This window comes from Vibrio sp. NFR (genome assembly GCF_027587095.1).
In the GTDB taxonomy this organism is placed as follows: Bacteria; Pseudomonadota; Gammaproteobacteria; order Enterobacterales; family Vibrionaceae; genus Vibrio; species Vibrio harveyi.
On record NZ_JAPPTN010000002.1, the window covers coordinates 103,658 to 120,977 of the forward strand.

21 protein-coding genes are annotated in these 17,320 nt (G+C 45.4%); 10 read left to right on the forward strand and 11 right to left on the reverse strand.

All coding sequences use genetic code 11. The annotated features are described in order from the left end of the window. Nucleotides 1-4 precede the first annotated feature (4 nt). Nucleotides 5-1,015 (reverse strand): zinc-dependent alcohol dehydrogenase family protein, encoded by a 1,011-nt coding sequence (locus OH463_RS04030; RefSeq protein ID WP_269990591.1) that lies wholly within the window; start codon nt 1,013-1,015, stop codon nt 5-7. Between the two features lie 95 nt (nt 1,016-1,110). Beyond that, the gene (locus OH463_RS04035) at nt 1,111-1,710 is read right to left on the reverse strand and encodes a LysE family translocator (protein WP_005429054.1); all 600 of its coding nucleotides are present in this window, start codon (nt 1,708-1,710) and stop codon (nt 1,111-1,113) included. A 121-nt stretch (nt 1,711-1,831) separates the two neighbouring features. On the opposite strand from OH463_RS04035, the gene OH463_RS04040 reads away from it, so the two are divergent. After that, nucleotides 1,832-2,311 (forward strand): Lrp/AsnC family transcriptional regulator, encoded by a 480-nt coding sequence (locus OH463_RS04040; RefSeq protein WP_069687944.1) that lies wholly within the window; start codon nt 1,832-1,834, stop codon nt 2,309-2,311. Between the two features lie 44 nt (nt 2,312-2,355). On the opposite strand, the gene OH463_RS04045 is transcribed toward OH463_RS04040, so the two are convergent. Next, entirely contained in the window at nt 2,356-3,171 is an 816-nt protein-coding gene (locus OH463_RS04045; RefSeq protein WP_050904147.1) for an AraC family transcriptional regulator, read from the reverse strand. A gap of 84 nt (nt 3,172-3,255) precedes the next feature. On the opposite strand from OH463_RS04045, the gene OH463_RS04050 reads away from it, so the two are divergent. The 5 genes from OH463_RS04050 (at nt 3,256) to ompV (ending at nt 6,259) form a co-directional block, all read left to right on the forward strand. Next, the gene (locus OH463_RS04050; RefSeq protein WP_269990598.1) at nt 3,256-3,498 is read left to right on the forward strand and encodes a hypothetical protein; all 243 of its coding nucleotides are present in this window, start codon (nt 3,256-3,258) and stop codon (nt 3,496-3,498) included. A 55-nt stretch (nt 3,499-3,553) separates the two neighbouring features. Continuing rightward, nucleotides 3,554-4,246 (forward strand): MOSC domain-containing protein, encoded by a 693-nt coding sequence (locus OH463_RS04055; RefSeq protein ID WP_050939193.1) that lies wholly within the window; start codon nt 3,554-3,556, stop codon nt 4,244-4,246. 200 nt (nt 4,247-4,446) lie between these two features. Then, on the forward strand, nt 4,447-4,953 hold the full coding sequence (locus OH463_RS04060; protein ID WP_047514706.1) for a GNAT family N-acetyltransferase: 507 nt from the start codon (nt 4,447-4,449) through the stop codon (nt 4,951-4,953). 119 nt (nt 4,954-5,072) lie between these two features. Beyond that, nucleotides 5,073-5,282, forward strand: coding sequence for a hypothetical protein (locus OH463_RS04065; RefSeq protein WP_050904149.1), 210 nt, complete (start codon nt 5,073-5,075; stop codon nt 5,280-5,282). Nucleotides 5,283-5,482: 200 nt separating this feature from the next. Continuing rightward, nucleotides 5,483-6,259: an outer membrane protein OmpV gene (gene ompV / locus OH463_RS04070; protein WP_009695852.1), complete on the forward strand. Its 777-nt coding sequence runs from the start codon at nt 5,483-5,485 to the stop codon at nt 6,257-6,259. Between the two features lie 77 nt (nt 6,260-6,336). Here the strand turns inward: ompV and OH463_RS04075 are convergent, their stop codons facing one another. From OH463_RS04075 to OH463_RS04095, 5 genes are all read right to left on the reverse strand, one after another. Beyond that, nucleotides 6,337-7,575: a DEAD/DEAH box helicase gene (locus OH463_RS04075; RefSeq protein ID WP_269990603.1), complete on the reverse strand. Its 1,239-nt coding sequence runs from the start codon at nt 7,573-7,575 to the stop codon at nt 6,337-6,339. Nucleotides 7,576-7,730: 155 nt separating this feature from the next. Further along, on the reverse strand, nt 7,731-8,273 hold the full coding sequence (locus tag OH463_RS04080) for a peroxiredoxin-like family protein (protein WP_038897660.1): 543 nt from the start codon (nt 8,271-8,273) through the stop codon (nt 7,731-7,733). A gap of 236 nt (nt 8,274-8,509) precedes the next feature. Beyond that, on the reverse strand, nt 8,510-9,070 hold the full coding sequence (gene sigZ, locus OH463_RS04085) for an RNA polymerase sigma factor SigZ (RefSeq protein ID WP_005449981.1): 561 nt from the start codon (nt 9,068-9,070) through the stop codon (nt 8,510-8,512). Between the two features lie 167 nt (nt 9,071-9,237). Further along, entirely contained in the window at nt 9,238-10,413 is a 1,176-nt protein-coding gene (locus OH463_RS04090) for a MalY/PatB family protein (protein WP_269990606.1), read from the reverse strand. Between the two features lie 159 nt (nt 10,414-10,572). Then, the gene (locus tag OH463_RS04095) at nt 10,573-10,917 is read right to left on the reverse strand and encodes a hypothetical protein (protein ID WP_017818274.1); all 345 of its coding nucleotides are present in this window, start codon (nt 10,915-10,917) and stop codon (nt 10,573-10,575) included. Nucleotides 10,918-11,080: 163 nt separating this feature from the next. On the opposite strand from OH463_RS04095, the gene OH463_RS04100 reads away from it, so the two are divergent. Both OH463_RS04100 and OH463_RS04105 read left to right on the forward strand, forming a co-directional pair. Further along, nucleotides 11,081-11,608, forward strand: a complete 528-nt coding sequence (locus OH463_RS04100) for a DUF2975 domain-containing protein (RefSeq protein ID WP_005449975.1) — start codon at nt 11,081-11,083, stop codon at nt 11,606-11,608. Nucleotides 11,609-11,619: 11 nt separating this feature from the next. Continuing rightward, nucleotides 11,620-11,835: a helix-turn-helix domain-containing protein gene (locus OH463_RS04105; RefSeq protein WP_005429033.1), complete on the forward strand. Its 216-nt coding sequence runs from the start codon at nt 11,620-11,622 to the stop codon at nt 11,833-11,835. A 109-nt stretch (nt 11,836-11,944) separates the two neighbouring features. Here the strand turns inward: OH463_RS04105 and uxuA are convergent, their stop codons facing one another. From uxuA to OH463_RS04120, 3 genes are all read right to left on the reverse strand, one after another. Then, on the reverse strand, nt 11,945-13,132 hold the full coding sequence (gene uxuA / locus OH463_RS04110) for a mannonate dehydratase (RefSeq protein ID WP_269990609.1): 1,188 nt from the start codon (nt 13,130-13,132) through the stop codon (nt 11,945-11,947). A 129-nt stretch (nt 13,133-13,261) separates the two neighbouring features. Further along, entirely contained in the window at nt 13,262-14,053 is a 792-nt protein-coding gene (locus OH463_RS04115; RefSeq protein ID WP_005449971.1) for an FCD domain-containing protein, read from the reverse strand. 107 nt (nt 14,054-14,160) lie between these two features. Beyond that, the gene (locus OH463_RS04120; RefSeq protein ID WP_005449968.1) at nt 14,161-15,144 is read right to left on the reverse strand and encodes a TRAP transporter substrate-binding protein; all 984 of its coding nucleotides are present in this window, start codon (nt 15,142-15,144) and stop codon (nt 14,161-14,163) included. A 321-nt stretch (nt 15,145-15,465) separates the two neighbouring features. Here OH463_RS04120 and OH463_RS04125 point away from each other — a divergent pair, with 321 nt between their 5' ends. Both OH463_RS04125 and OH463_RS04130 read left to right on the forward strand, forming a co-directional pair. Further along, on the forward strand, nt 15,466-15,981 hold the full coding sequence (locus OH463_RS04125) for a TRAP transporter small permease (protein ID WP_005449960.1): 516 nt from the start codon (nt 15,466-15,468) through the stop codon (nt 15,979-15,981). An 11-nt stretch (nt 15,982-15,992) separates the two neighbouring features. Then, a complete protein-coding gene (locus OH463_RS04130; protein ID WP_005449959.1) occupies nt 15,993-17,294 on the forward strand; it encodes a TRAP transporter large permease in 1,302 nt (433 codons plus the stop codon). The last annotated feature ends 26 nt before the right edge of the window (nt 17,295-17,320 follow it).

Here is a 17,320-nt window from a genome sequence, read left to right on the forward strand (position 1 = left end):
GTTACTATATGGTCAGAATGATTTTGCCTTGCAGCGTGACCGACTCATCTTCTATCAGCTCGAAGGCGCGCTGGAACTGTTCTAACGGAAGGTAGCAATCCACATCGAGTTGTATTTGGTGTTCCATAAAGTGTTCTAGCATCTCGGCAAAGACTTGTTTGCGAACGGTCTTACCAACCGACTCTTCCCAATAGCGCAAAAAGAACGTGCTGAAGTCGATATTGTTTTGCTTCATACAAGCGAAGAAAGCTGGCTCATAAGGGGTGAGTGAAAGCGTTCCATAATTGATGTATATTCCCGAATTACGCACAATTTGGATGAGTTCTGTACCCAACTTGCCGCCAATGGCATCGAATGCAACATTGGGTTGAGGTAACTCTCGGGCATCAATTTGAGATTGCAGATCTTGCTTGCTATCTAACACTGCAATGGAATCGTATGGATAACGCTCTGGCGCGGAGCTTATCGCAATTAAAGTAAATCCAAGTGAGTGCGACAACTGAGCGAAGATCTTACCAATCGCAGAATTGCCCGCGTTGATGATCACCACGTCATCTTTACCTAACTTGGCAACGTGAGTGGTGATCACCCAAGCCGTCAGGGCATTGATATACAACTGGCACGCGTAGCCATTCTCAAGCTCTTCCGGCACTGCAAAGACATTCTCCGCTGGCGCATCGACATAGCTTTGCCAAGTCCCACTCTGTGCCACCAGCACCTTTTGCCCGATGTGAAATTCGGTTTGATGCGGATCGTTTATCTCAACCACACGTCCAACCGCTTCAAACCCGGGCACTCGCGGCGGTACATGCACACGACGATACTGCCCTACTCCCAGAATCGACAATCGGTCACTTGGATTAATGTTTGTGGCTTCGATTTGCACGCGCACTTTGCCCAAAGCGAGTGGCTCTAGCTCAACATGCTCCAACACCAATGACACACTTGGCGAGCCAAAGCTCAGTTGATTAACGCGAGTGTTTGTCTTGGTCGAGTTGGTCTTAGTTAAGCTCATCTTGATACCACTGAATTGCTAGAGAGAATATGGCGCGCCATAGCGAAACGGGTATATAACGTTTTCTCGGCGCGTGCGTCAAATTGGATAAGAGCTTAAACGGGCTGACTCAGCATAAACACTACCACTAAAGCGAGACTGCTGCCCATGCATCGGTTTACCCACACCACCTTTTGTGGTGACTGAATAAAGCGGTTCAATACGGTGCCAAAGTACGCCCACGCAAACATCCCCAGCACACCGGTTCCTACCATTACGCTGATAATGATCACCACCTGTGTCAGGTAATCATTGTTTGGTGAGATGAATTGAGAGAACACTGTCAGTGACGCAACCCAACTTTTCGGATTAAGAATTTGCACCCAAACGCCAGATAAAAAGCCGGACTTTTTCGCATTCGAATCATTGTCGAGTTCCATTGTGGCAATCGACCATGCGAGATACAGCAGGTACGCCGCACCAATCCACTTTAACGCCGTGTACAAATCAGGGTAAAGGGTAAACAAACTGACAAGCCCCACACTTGCACCAACCAACATGATGATCACCCCGACTGCATTGCCCAATACAAACGGCACGGTCGCAGAAAACCCATATCGGCTTGAAATACCTAACAGCGCGACGTTACCTGCTCCCGGCGTTAAAGAAATAGAAACGGCAAACAACAAAAATGCCGCTAGCAATTGAGCACTCATGCACTCTCTCCCAAAAAGTAATCAACGAATATGGGAAACAGTTTAACGATTTGGGTAGAAAGAAAATTGCTATCTGCGCTACGATAAAAGTCAATTTGAGCAGACTATTTCTAAAACAATTATGAAAAAGAAAGAATCCACCAATTTCGAATTGGATAGTACCGATTTCGCCATCCTTGACCATATTCAGAAAGATGGTCGCATGAGCAATTCTAAGCTTGCCGAGACCGTCAACCTGAGTGAAACACCCTGCTGGCGACGCTGGAAGAAAATGGAAGAGGAAGGTTACATTGAGGGTTACGCTGCAAAGCTGAACCGTAAAAAACTCGGTTTCCAAGTTTCTGGTTTTACTCTGGTTACCCTCGGCAGTCATGAGGTAGAAAACACCACGCCTTTTGAAGACTTTGTCGCAGAAACCGATTGGATCTTAATGTGTCACTGCATTGCAGGCAGCGCGGATTATATGGTGCAAGTGGTGGCTCGAGACTTAGACGAATACTTTGACCGCATCAGTGCGATTCGCCGCGTAAAAGGCATCAGCGCCATTCAATCCAACGTCTCCGTTAAGGAAATTAAGAGTACTTTCCAGTTGCCACTATAGTAGTGTGATGGTGGAGGTTGATATTGTGGACGAGATTACACTCGCTATCCCCGTCGACCATTCACACGGAACTGTTGTGGGGTGACATCAAAATAGGCTTTAAACGCTTTGATGTAAGAAGAGTCATTTTGATACCCCACTTGATCGGCAATGCTTTGGATCGAGAGCTCTTCGTCCAGCAAAGAGAGCGAATAAATCAGCCGAATTTGTTGCCGCCAAAGTTGAAACGAGGTGTTGAACTCTTTGGAGAACAGGCGCGACAATGTTCGCTCAGATGCGCCTACTGTCTCTCCCCACTGTTTGAGTGACCAATCCAATGCTGGCGTGTCGGTCAGCGCTTCGAATATCAGCTTTAAGCGCCTGTCTTCTGGCAGCAGTAACTGAAAGGTCTGCACGTTATCTTTCATGATTTGATCGTGCAACACGCCAAGCAATCGAGAGACTTCCTCATCACTGACGACCCCTTCACATTGGCGGCGTATTTCCTGTAACAGCTCGTTTAAGAACGGCGTGAGAGTGATGGTTCTAACTTGATGCTCGTACTCAGTGCCAAACTCAGGGTTCAGATAGATACCGACAAATGTCGTATGGCTTAGCGCGATGGATTCATGTTGAATACCCGCAGGCACAAACAGCGCAGAGGTATGAGGCACAAGGTGTTGGTAGTGATCGGTTTTGGTTTGTAATAACCCTTTGATCGGGAAGATGACTTGATGCCATGTGTGTTGGTGCAGCGCATCAATGTAACCTTTCGGCATGTCGATGGTCTTAACCAAAGCTGGAGAGTGAGGATTGGCAGCCATCATCTCATTGGAGGTCATGACACCGGAGTGAGAATCGATTTGGCGGGTTGGCATCATTAACTGTCCTTACATCCCTACTCTGACACAAGTTCACTAGGCTATCATGCTCGGCAAAGTGAATGAAGCCGTGAGGTGCGACGTATGCGATGTCAAGTTGAAATATCCAAAGAAAACCAACTCTTATTCAAAGTCAATATTGATAACATCAACCAAGACAAGTGCGAAGCATCGCTTGAAAACGTGTTAACCAAGTTTCCTAAAGCGGAAGGTTATCAACGTCATGTGTTGGTTTCAGATAGCGAAACGCGTTACTTAAAAAGCACAGAAAAGCGCATTGAAGTACTGGCAGCGATTCCGGTATTCAAATCATTGGGTGAGCGATAACGTGATTTTGTCTCACACCGTTTGGCAAATCAGTTTTAGGTGATAAGGAAAAAATATGAAGAAGTTAGGCGTAGTTAACAGCGTATTAGCAGGTAAAACCGTTGCCTTTGCACATGGTGCGAAAAGTGCGATTAACAAACAGGTTCTACCTCAGCGTCAGCACGCAACAGAACTGGGTTTTACCAACGACGAACAAGGCGATCCGCGCTTTCATGGTGGGATTCAAAAAGCCCTTCATATTTACCCAAGCGAGCACTATCCGATTTGGCAACAAGAGTTGGGCAACAAAGCGATTTTCCAATCAGCTGGCGCGTTCGGTGAAAACCTAAGCTCAAGTGGTATAACAGAAGCGTCCATTTGCTTGAAAGATAAAATCCGCATCGGCTCAACCTTATTGGAAGTGTCACAAGGGCGTATGCCTTGTTGGAAACTCAACGTCCGCTTCGAGCAAAACGACATGGCGAGAAGACTGCAAGATACGCTTCGAACAGGCTGGTACTTCAGAGTGTTGCAAGAAGGCGATATCGGTGCAGGTGACGAGATTATTCTGTGCGAAAGACCTTACCCAGACTGGTCATTGGCTCGCATCATGGGCGCTGTGTTTACTGGTTGCCTAGATAAAACAGAGCTAAGCCAGCTAGCGGAACTTCCATTGGTTGAATCTTGGAGCAAGCTTGTTGAACGCCGCTTAGAAACTGGTGAAGTCGAAGATTGGGAAATGCGTTTGGTTGGTCCGACTGCGGGTTAATTCCCGTTTTGACTCCCCGAGAGAACAAAGCGTATCCCTTCCAATATTAGCTTCACGACCAAGTCAGTGGGGCGTTTGCTTTTTAGCCGTTCAAAACCGTAAATCTGTATTTAAGCTGGAACTTAGCAATTAACAAAGGTTAATGAATCCCGTACAAATACTCTTTATGTTGTACCCAAAATAATACAAGGGGAAGCATGATGCTCGAATGGAGAATTAAGAAATTCGCAGATCTGTCTGTTCAAGAGCTTTACGATTTTTTGCAGCAAAGAGTCAATATTTTCATCGTAGACATGAACACGCCATACAGCGATTTGGATGGTAAGGATAACCATCCCGACACCTACCATGTGATGGGATATGATAACGAACGTCTGGTGGCTTATAGTCGTATTATGCCTCCGAAACTCGGATACCCCGTTGACGTTTTACCCTTGCTGAACTCTGATGCCAATGACGTGTGTATCGGTCGCGTTATCGTCGCAGAAGATTACAGAGGGAAAAACATCGGCAACCAATTGATGCAAGTGAGCTTCGATGCCACAAGGAAGATCTACCCGAACGACAGCATTTTTATATCCGCACAAGCGCACTTGAAAGACTACTACGGCAAGTTCGGCTTCGATGTTGTCACCGATAGCTACTTGGAAGACGGGTGCTCAATGTTGGGTCTTAGATACATTCCGAAAGTTATCTGCTCAGCCTAAAAAACCATTCATCATCCTATACGTTCACTTAGAACGCTATTAGGCGTTTTATCTCAAAGCCAAAACCGTCATCACTTTGCTCTGTATCGTGTATTGAAACAAAGCAAAGGAGAAAGGCAATGAGCGGACAGTTAGTAAGATTGGTTTTAAGATGGATGCATATATTGTGTGCACTGTTGGTGGGTGCAGCGCTTTATTCACCGCTGAAGGCAAATGAAATGTTCATGACGTTAACGTTATTCGTACTTGTTCCCATTGTTGCTATCACAGGCGTTATGATGTGGAAGCAAGGGAAAGTCATGAAGTACCTTCACCGCAAACCCAGTTAAACCATCTCAGCGGCGATAGAGATGATCTATACCAATGTCTCAACCATGCCTTCACAGCTGGCATGGTTCTACTTCCTAGCGTTTTTTAGGCGAAACCATACATTTCTGAAAGTCATCATTACACTTCCATACGCTCTGCTGATAGAGGGTTACAATTTTATTTTGTACAGTGTTCAAAACCAAACAACTGGGACAGAACAATGAACAAAACAATTATTGCATTATTAACGTTGACGGCTGCAGGCACAGCAACAGCGGGTGATACTTACATTCGTAACGGTAACATCTACAACAACGAAGGTGGCTGGATGGTCGAAGCTGGCGTAGTACAAGCGAGCGATCTTTTCAAAGACCAAAAACACAACACTGCGCCAGTTCTAAACGGTGGCTACCATGGTGAAGACTTCAACGCTGATTTAGGCGGTATTAACTACCGTTTCCTAGGTGACAACGATGAACTACTTAACATGAGTGCTTACGTGGTAGGTAGCGGTGTACCTCGTGATAGCGATGTAGCGAAAAGCCTAAAAGGTACGAAACGACGTGATATTGCGATCGATCTAGGTTTGAACGCAGATTTCAGACTTGATCCAAACAACGTGATCTCAACTTACCTACAACATGATGTATCAGGCGCTTACAAAGGCTTCCAAGGTGGTGCTACTTACTTCCATATCATGAATATCGGTAATGTTGATTTCGTACCATTTGCGAGCGTGTCTTACCAAAGCAAAGATTACGTTGATTACTACTTCGGTGTAACAGACAAAGAAGCACGTGCAAACCGCAAAGCATACAAAGGCGATGCAACCGTAAACTACGGTTTAGGTTACAAACTGGTAGTGCCAATCACTGAGCACTGGCAAATCAGCCAAGTATCACAATACACTCGTCTAGGTAGTGGCATCAGCGATTCTTCTATCGTAGACAGTGCAAACCAATGGGCAGTAGGCGCGACAGTTTCTTACAACTTCTAAGCACTACCCCTATTTAGACACACACTCCATTTAATTAAAAAGCCATCATTACGATGGCTTTTTTTATTTGGTTTTGCTCATTTAGCTTTAGGCGCTAGGCGTTTCGGTCTGCCTTGAAACTGCTTAATGCTCTTTTTGGCATTGGTTCGGCGATTGGCTTTTTTATCACGTGGAGCACGCTTGCTTTCGCCTGTTGATGGCTTATCCGTTACAGGGAAACCTTCAAGGTCTTGCGTTGGCAATTCACGTTGCGTCAAGTTACGGATCGCTGTAAGCGCTTCGGTTTCTCCATGGCAGACCAGCGACATTGCAACACCTTGCTCGCCCGCACGGGCTGTGCGCCCAACTCGGTGAACGTAAGTCTCAGCGTGCATTGGCAACTCAAAGTTAATCACTACTGGTAGTTGCTCGATGTGAATACCGCGAGCTAATAGATCGGTAGCGATCAACACCTGTGTTTGCCCGGACTTAAACTGTGCCAGCGCTTCTTCTCGCTCTGCTTGGCTCTTATTGCCGTGCAGCGCATTGGTTGTGATTCCAGCTTTGTTCAATTTCTTCGCCAAACCATCAGCGTTCTCTTTCGCACCAATAAATACCAATACCTGCGCCCATACATTTTGCTTGATCAGTTCAATCAACGCTTTGGTTTTGCTGCCTTTGTTGACGAGATACAGCGTTTCGGCAATAGCTTGATTGGTGCTGTTTTCTTGATGCGCTGCTACCTGTTTTGGTGCGTGCATGAGTTGCTTGGCTTTGCCCTTCAACTCATCAGAAAACGTTGCTGAGAACATCGCGGTTTGACGCTGGTTTGAAATCTGCCCTGCAATATTTTGCACATCTGGCCAAAAGCCCATATCCAGCAAACGATCCGCTTCATCCAACACTAGATAATGGATATTACTCAGGACCAAACCGTTGTTGACCAGATCAACTAAACGACCGGTTGTCGCCACAAGAATGTGGGGATTTGACGCAAGTGCTTGTAGTTGCTGCTCTTTATCAACGCCACCACACAAACACACTGCGTTGAGACCAATAGATTGACCAACTTGGTTAATCGCCTCGCTCACTTGTGTCGCCAGTTCACGTGTAGGTACTAGAATCAGCGCTTTTTGCTCTGGATTTACACTTAGCTTTTCCAACAAAGGCAAACCATACGCAAGGGTTTTACCACTGCCTGTATTTGCCAATGCCAACACATCTTTACCACTGAGTAGCTCAGGAATAGCCAAAGCCTGAATATCAGTTGGCTTCTTAAAGTCTTTTGGCAGTGCGTGAATCAGCTCAGAACTCAAAGAGAGAGTAGAAAATGGCATTAGCTTAACCTTGTGCTTTTGATTGAAGAGGCAGTAAAAGATGCGGTAAATCGCAGGCGCGGACTTTACCACAATCTAGGAGACGAACAATCCAATTTTAGAAGAGGAAGTCTGCGAACGTTGTTGGTTTTTAATGCCTCAAACCAAAACAGTGATTAGATTGCCGCTTGGTAGGTACCACGAATAGGGTAATCATTTTCTGGGTTACGGATAAACGCCAACCCTGAGAGCAAGACTTCTAGGTCAGGTCGAGCGAATGGACCGTTGGAAATATCGACTAACTGAACTTGTCCTTTACTGTTCACCACAAACAAACCTGGCTCTGCAAAGAGATGGTCTGTCTCTTTTTCTGAGCGAGGCTCCGAGATATACAAACCTAGCGTTTGCATCTGCTCTACTGTCAAACCATAAGCCACTGGGAACGTGACGGTCAGTTGCTCCATATGCTGCTCTAGCTGTGCTTGGCTATCTGCGGACACCGCTACGATATCCATCCCGAGTTGTAAGAATCGCGCTTTTAGTGTCTCTAGTTGGTTGAGATAGCGAGTACACAAAGGGCAATGTTTGCCACGGTAAACCACCACTAAACGCCAATCGACATTCTCTGAAGGCTTACCTAGCTCGATAGTATCGCCATTTAACGTTGGTAGAGTGATAGAGGGAAACAAATCACCTGCGGTAAATTTCGTCGTTGTCATTATTCAGTCCTATTTACTTCACATTGTTCACGGTAAAGCGGGCGCGACACAGGTTGGAGTGGAGGGCATTTCTGCCCTCACATGTCGCGCCCTAATCAAGAGACCGGAGTTATCATCGAATGTATTCGTTACATTTGTCAGAATTAATACGTTCAATAACCACAACTTTTAAAAAATGTGAACGCAGAACCAAAACTCTGCGCTTTTACATTGTAAATCGAGCGGATATTTTAGCTTTATGCCACTTCAGCACTATACATTTGAGCCATGTGAAGGCACTGCGGTTCTGGTGAGAAATCAACGATACCTCCTCGCCCAGCTTCAACATTACAGTACTCAACTAACAAGGCTTTGAGCTTAACTCGACCGCGCTGAATTCGGCTTTTAGTCGCAGAAAGCGAAAGCCCCAACTGATCCGCTACCATTTGTTGAGGCAAACCATCGAGTTCAGACAAAGTCATGGCTTGGCGATATTTCTCTGGTAGGCACTCAAACATTGGGCGCAAACAATGCCCCATGGTTTGTAGATTCTCCAGCTCTATCGGCATTTCCTCTTCAATCTGATTGTCTATCAGCTCTTCATAACTTTGCTGCGTACGATAGTGATCCATGATCGCGTTGTGCGTGATGCGATATAACCAACTTTTAATTTTGCTTCGCGCTTCTAACTGGTCGATCTTTTGACTCGCCTTGATGTACACCTCTTGCAAAATGTCATCGGCTAAATCTGGATCACTGGTCTGTTTGACAATGTAGTTTTTGAGCTGCTCTTTGTGCGTCAACCACTCTGCTAACATACGACGGTCTCTATACATAAAAAGATAATTCGATATTAATCGAAATATAAACCGTATGGCAAGTATGACATAGACCGCTAAGACTCAGACTCAACCGCGCCATCTGCTAGCGCTTTGATACCTTTAGTGATGGTTTGTGTCATCGTTTTATTCTCCTACCACTTCACTTATTTACGTTTATCGACAGCGGCTTTAAGCAACTCAAACGAGGTTTGAATTTGCTCTAAAGAACAAGCGAAGTTCATGCGGTAGTAGTTTTCATTGGGTTCACTAAACCAAGTACCTGGCGTTAGCGCCATTTTGGCTTCTTCTGTCAGCAAGGCTTTTAACTGAGAAGGTTCCAATTCTAAACCAGAAAAATCCAACCAAATTTGGTTGGTTCCTTGTGGCGGGAACGCTTTCACCAGTGGCAAGTTGTGCTCAATAAACTCAATAATCCAGTTACGATTGTTTTGCGTGTAGGCATAAAAACCTTCAAACCACTCTTTACCTTGTTGGTAAGCCGCAATCGTCGCGTAAGTGGTAAACGCATTGCCATGATCGATAGACAGTGAAGCTGACGTCGCTTTGATTTTCTCGAAAAGTGCTTGGTTATCGCTGTAAATATAACCGTTAGAGATGCTGTTCAAACCAAAATTTTTCGCCGGCGAGCCAATGATCGTCAGGTTGTTTTCATAACCTAATGAAGTCATACTGGTAAAGGTGGAACCTTCAAACACAATGTCGGCATGCACTTCATCGCTGATGATCATCACCTTGTATTTCTCAGCTAACGCCACCATGCGCTCTAGTTCTGCTTTCGTCCATACACGCCCCACTGGGTTATGAGGGTTGCACAGCAAAATCATTTGCACTTCACCACTTTTCAACTGATTTTCAAGCAGCTCAAAGTCCATCACGTAGTAGTCGTTTTCAATTTTCATTGTGTTGCCCACAACAGTACGACCCGCAGATTCAATTAAACGTCGGAATTGATGATAAACCGGTGTCTGGATCAGAACGCCCTCACCTTCTTTGGTGAACTCGCGAATCAGTAGCGCAATCGCACTCAGTACGCCCGGCACTTGAACAAAGTTATCAATGCTAAGCTCAAGACCATGCAAATCCTTATTCCAATCAGCAATGGACTGAAAGACCGTCTTGCTATCAAACTCGTATGAGAAGGTTTCACGGCTGACAAGTTGCTGAATCGCTTGCGAAATAGGTGATGCAATAGGAAAGTCCATATCGGCAATCCAATACGGTACGACTTGGTCTGTTCCGTACACTTGGTTGAGCATTTGGCTATCGTGCTTGATGAATTTATCTTTAATGTCTGAACGCGTTGGTTGCGGCTTGAACATGGAATTCTCCGGTCAAAATAGTTGTGTCTAATAAGACGACATCGCAAAGAAAAAGACGCAGATTATTTGCAACTCTTCATTATAAAAGTGACTTTCGATCACTTTTTACGCTAAGAATCATAGTGTTAAAGAGCAAAAATTCACAATAAATAACTGTGGTTAATCAAAATCCCATGAGAAGCCAACACTAACATCGCCATCGTCGTTCGACTGCATGCGGGTTTTAATGTTGCTGTTTGGAAAATGCGTGATGTAGCACTCGACGTTTTTCTTTTTGTTCGCATCGGCAAGAGATGTGAATTGCTCTTCTGTCCCTCGCGTACATTTATCATCGGTAAACGCGTCATGTTTTGGCGTTGTATCCAGCGCGTATGGAGAACTCTCCCATGTATTGCTCTCTTCGAGATTGTAGTCTTTGGACAAATCATCCAAAAAAATACCCTCAGCTAAGCTAGGAGCAGATACCGTTAGCAACGTCGTTGTAAAAAAAATCGCCTTATTCATTCCCCGTACCTTTATTCATCAATTTTATAAATCCACTTGGCAACATTAAATACTCGCATTAAGAAAAGCAATAAAAAATTATCGTAAAACGATAAGTTTTTATTGCGATATTATTTTTAACTGATTAGGATGAGCGAAAATTAAATCTGATATGAGGTTTGTCATGTCTCAACATTCCATAAGCAACTTTAGTCGTAAGCTACTTATCCTATTTTGGTTTTCTATGATCTTCACGGTTGTGCTCAATACCGTCTTTTGGTTTGGGGCAACTATGTTTGATGCGGAGTGGTTTCACGCCACCTTTCCTATTGAAGTGGCGCTCCCTCTTTCCGTTACGCGTTCTATAATTGGCTACTTCCCAAGCATGATCTCAACACTACTGACAGTGGCCTTACTGTGGCAGCTCATCGTCCTTTTCCGTTTGTATGAGAAAGGGCAGATTTTTGAACGCCAAAATACGGAGTGTTTCAAGAAACTCAGCTACTTACTGATCGCAACACCGTTTATTGAAGTCACGATGGACGTGCTTCTTAGCTTGGCTTTGTCGTACAATGACGGGAATTGGAATGTGTCAGCGGAAGTAGACGACAGCGACATTACTATGATGGTCATCGGTTTTATTGTCCGAGTCATCGCTGTAGTGATGGATAGAGCAGTCGAGCTACAAGAAGAAAGTGAGCTGACAATTTAAGTGAATGGTATATGGCGATTGTAATCAACTTGGATGTAATGCTGGCAAAACGGAAGATGCGCTCTAATGAACTAGCGAAGCTCATTGGTATTACTGAACAAAACTTATCGGTACTCAAAAATGGTCGTGCTAAGGCGGTTAAGTTAGCCACTTTGGAAGCCATATGTACGCATTTAAATTGCCAACCAGGTGATATTTTAGAGTTTGTGCCGGATGACGACGATTAACACCCTTCATCCCTAATCAACTTAAATAAAAACCGAAGCATTACGCTTCGGTTTTTTGCTTTTATTAATATGGTTTGATGGCACTCTCTGGTGTGCTTAATAAATTCAATTACTTAGTGTAGAAAGCGCGTTTTAGTGCCATCTCTAGTCCACGCACTTCCGCAAGACCTTTCAAGCGACCGATGGCTGAGTAGCCTGGGTTGGTCTTCTTCTTCAAATCATCCAGCATTTGGTGACCATGGTCAGGACGCATAGGAATTAAACGGTGATCGCCCACTTCTGCGCGGCGTTGTTCTTCATCCAAAATTGCCATCACCACATTGTACATATCCACATCGCCATCAAGGTGCGCCGCTTCGTGGAATGTCATCGGGTTGCTTTCTTCACGTTTGGTTGAACGCAAGTGAGTGAAGTAAACACGGTCACCGTGCTTTTTAATCATTTTCACTAGGTCGTTGTCACCACGAACACCGTAAGAGCCGGTACACATGGTTAAACCATTCATTTTGCTTGGTACTTTTTCAGTCAACCAATCAATATCTTCGATGGTTGACACAATGCGTGGCAGGCCAAGAATTGGGCGCGGTGGATCGTCTGGGTGTACCGCCAATTTCAAACCATGCGCTTCACACACTGGCATGAGTTCTGCCAAGAAGTGCGCCATGTGCTCACGGAGTTTGTCTTTGCTGATGCCCGAGTAACGGTCCAATTGTGCTTGGAACTCTTCTAGCGTGTAACCTTCTTCTGCGCCCGGCAAACCAGCAATGATGTTGCTTGTCAGTTGTTGAATTTGATCCACCGTCATGTTGTTGAAGTATTCAAGGGCTTGCGCTTGCTCAGATTCGGTGTAATCCGCTTCTGCGCCCGGGCGTTTAAGAATATGCAGCTCAAATGCCGCAAAAGCGATTTGGTCAAAACGTAGCGCTTTAGAGCCATCCGGCATTTCAAATTCGAGGTCTGTACGTGTCCAGTCGAGTACTGGCATAAAGTTGTAGCAGACCGTATCTACGCCGCACTCAGCAAGATTACGCAGCGTTTGTTTATAGTTGTCGATCCATTGTTGGAAGTTGCCCGTCTGAGTTTTGATTTCTTCGTGAACAGGAACACTTTCAACCACCGACCACGTTAAGCCTTTCTCTTCGATGATGGCTTTACGTTTTAAAATCTCTTCTTTAGACCACACTTCACCATTTGGAATGTGATGCAAGGCATTCACAATGCCTGTTGCGCCTGCTTGACGAATATCGTCTAGCGACACAGGGTCATTCGGACCGTACCAACGCCAAGTTTGTTCCATGACACTCACCTTTTTTAAGACGCACTCAGCCCGCTCGAATTTATCAAGCTAAGTGCACAACGACTTCTTAATATGCAGCCACGATAATGCAGCTGCGCTGACTAGAGCCGACCGAAGCCGGCAATGTGGTTAACCGTTTTCAGCGCCCTGCAGAACAACAGGGTTGGAACTGAATAAGTAACCATCAAAATTCGGGTCATCGATGTCAGACAGCTCCAACAGGCGCTGTTTAACGTTTTCAAGGTGTTGCCACATGGCATTTTTTGCAGCGATTGGATCTTTACGCTGCAATGCGGCAAGGATTTTGGCGTGATCGTCTAACCACTCTTCACGGTAGTCTTGACCAGCAATGTGAGAATGAAGTTTATTCCACATTGGGCTGCTCTCACGTCGCTCCCAAGATTGCTTCAGCATGTCCACCAGCACAGAGTTTTGAGTTGCCTCTGCAATGCACATATGAAACTTCTCATCACCGTTACAATCTGCGGTGCCGCTGGCGAGTTCTTCTCGTTCTAACTCAAGGGCTGCACGCATTTTCACGATGTCGCCTGGCGTTACTTGCATCGCTGCAAATTCCGCAATGTTACTTTCAAGCAACTGGCGAGCTTGGAGCATTTCAAACGGACCGGCATCATCGCTGATCACGTTCTCACGGGAGTTCGGTTGAGATGGAATATTGATAACATACACCCCAGAACCTTTCTTCACTTCGACAAGGTTTTCCAGCTCCAGCATGATGATCGCTTCACGCACTACTGTGCGGCTAACGTCGAGACGTTCTGCGATATCGCGCTCAGGCGGCAGCCTATCTCCGACCACGTAACGGCCATTGATAAGTTCTTGTCTAAGGACTAAACCGATCTCTTGATACGGTCTTTTCGGTTCAAAAGGCATCATGATGATATTATCACTATATTCCATCTAACTTCTCACGCCATCATAACGACCAATAACAATTGGTCAACCTCTATGTACCAGAATGTGGTAACACCTTGTTTTCGATTGTTTATTACTAATTACTTTGTGAATTACTTAACTGCTTTGATCTTCTCAACCAGTTCATTTAATTCAGGATTTGTCTTTTCTAAGTCCGCGTACATTGGTTGAACCGCTTCAACGAATGCCGCTTTATTTGGTTCAACAAAAGTTACGCCCATCTTTTCAGCTTTTGTACGCTCTTTTGCTTCTGACTCAGCCCACAATTTCTTCATGTATTCAGAAGAGTCTGCTGCTGCTTTCATCAGTGCTTTTTGCTGCTCAGGTGTTAGCTTGTCGTACGTTTTAGTCGAAATAACCAATACGTCTGGCACCATGGTGTGCTCGTCTAGGCTGAAGTATTTCGATACCTCACTGTGACGGCTCAAGCTAAATGATGGGATGTTGTTTTCCGCTGCATCCACCACGCCTTGTTGTAATGCTGTGTATAGCTCACCGTATGCCAATGGTGTTGGGTTACCACCTAACGCTTTTACCATTGCAATCGCAGATGGGCTCGGCTGTACACGCACTTTCAGACCTTTTAGATCTTCAGGCGTATTGATTGGCTTGTTGGTGTAAAAGCTACGAGCACCAGCATCGTAGTAAGTCACACCAATAAAGCCGCTGTCTGCTGAAGAATTCAGGATTTCACGACCTACTTCACCGTCGGTCACTTTGTAGTAGTGGTCTTTATCGCGGAACAAGTAAGGCATGTTGAATGCCGCATAAGCTGGGGAGAAAGCTTCCAATTCTGCCGCGTTACTCTTCACCATATCCAGAGCACCGTTTTGCATTAGCTCCATCGATTCACGCTGAGTGCCTAGCTGCGCATCAGGGTAGATACGGATACGAACTTCACCGTCTGTCATTTCACGAACTTCTTTTGCCATAAAGTCCATTGCTTTATGTACTGCATGGTCACGAGGGTGGTTGTGACTTAGCTTCAAAGTGGTCGCAGCATAAGCAGAAGCAGTGGCGCCGAAGGTCATTGCAGCACCTACTACAGCGCTTAAAAGAGTCTTACGCGTCATCATTGTTCTATTCTCCTTGGATTGGTTGTCCAATATGTAGGGTAGTTTTAATTTTTCACGGTATTTCTTGTTTCGAGGTCATTATTGGCGATCGAAAAACCTATCGTCAAAACAAAAAAGCAAATTGATTGACCAAAATCACAATAAGAACCCTTAAATTGGTCAACCAATCCATTTGTGAACCTGCTCACGTGACAACCAAATCGGCTAACTTATAATCCGACCAGAAAGATTAGCGTATGTTACTGCCCTACACAGAAACACATTCTTACATTGGTAAACCAATTGTTATGAGATACGCGTATTTACTGAAAGGAAACTAAAATGAATAAATTGGTCAAATACATAAATAGAGGGTTGGCCGCCTTTACCATCTCTCTGTCGACCTTCCTCGTTTTTTGCGTGGTCTGGCAAGTGCTATCTCGTTACGTTATTGGTAGACCAAGTACCGTGACCGATGAACTTGCTCGTTATCTCTTTATGTGGGTAGCCCTTATTGGTGCCGCATACACCACTGGTCTGAAACGTCACCTTGCTATCGACTTGCTGACAATGAAGCTGCAAGGCAAACGCAAACTCATCAATGAAATCGTCATCCAAATTGCCATTGCCCTGTTCTCTTACGTGGTATTGGTTCACGGCGGTACTCAACTGGCGATGAAAACACTGGCTACGGGTCAGTTAACGCCAGCACTAGGCTTGGAAATGGGCTACATCTACTTCTGCCTTCCAATTAGTGGCGCACTGATGATCTTCTACTCGGCGGTATTTGCTTTTGACCGCATCAAACAATTGACGTCTGGTGAAGCCCTACTCACCGACACCCAACTTGATCAATAGAGGGTTCCACAATGGAATGGCAATTAATTCTTACCCTATTCGGTAGCTTCGCAGTCCTGCTTGCGATTGGTGTACCGGTCTCTTTTGCTATCGGCTTGTCGTCGTTAGCGACCATTTTAATGAGCTTACCGTTAGAGCCTGCTATCGCCGTTGTGGCGCAGCGTATGGCGGCAGGTCTCGATAACTTCGCCCTATTGGCAATCCCGTTCTTTATCTTGGCGGGCAACATCATGAACCAAGGCGGTATCGCACTTCGCCTGATTAACTTTGCTAAAGTTTTAGGTGGCCGTCTTCCTGGTTCTCTAGCACACGTAAACGTGATGGCGAACATGATGTTTGGCTCTATTTCTGGCTCAGCGGTTGCGTCTGCTGCAGCGGTTGGCGGTACTATGTCTCCACTGCAAAAGAAAGACGGTTACGATGAAAACTTCTCTGCCGCAGTAAACATTACGTCTTGTCCTTCTGGTTTGTTGATCCCACCAAGTAACACACTGATCGTGTTCTCATTAGTGTCTGGTGGTACGTCTATCGCAGCATTGTTCCTAGCGGGTTACATTCCTGGCATCTTGATGGGTCTGAGCATCATGGTAGTGGCAGGCATTATTGCGAAACGTCGTGGTTACCCAATCGCAGCACGCCCTTCTCTTGCAATGGTTTGGGATACGTTCTTAAAAGCAGCGCCATCTCTGGCACTGATTGTGATCATCATGGGTGGCATTATCGGCGGTATCTTCACCGCAACAGAAGCCTCAGCTATCGCGGTGGTGTACACCTTCGCCCTTGCAGTACTGATTTACCGTGAAGTGAAATGGCGAGACCTTCCTAAGATCATCCTAGAATCTGCAGTCACCACCTCTATCGTATTGCTGTTGGTTGGCGCATCTATGGGTATGTCTTGGGCAATGGCAAACGCTGATATTCCTTACATGATCGCAGACGCTCTACTGGCTATTTCAGATAACCCTCTGATGATTCTTCTGATCATCAACATCATTCTGCTGATTGTTGGTATCTTCATGGATATGACACCAGCGGTACTGATCTTTACGCCAATTTTCCTACCAATCGCGCTGGATATGGGCATCGACCCAGTGCACTTCGGCATCATGATGACGTTCAACTTGGCTATCGGTATCTGTACCCCACCAGTAGGTAGCGCGTTGTTCATCGGTTGTTCTGTGGCGAACGTTGCCATCGACAAAGTGATTAAGCCTCTACTTCCATTCTACGTTGCACTGATTGCGGCACTAATGGCAGTGACCTTTATTCCTGAACTAAGCCTGTTCTTGCCTAACCTTGTTCTTGGCTACTAAGCGCTTAGTGACAAGCTCTAGAGTTA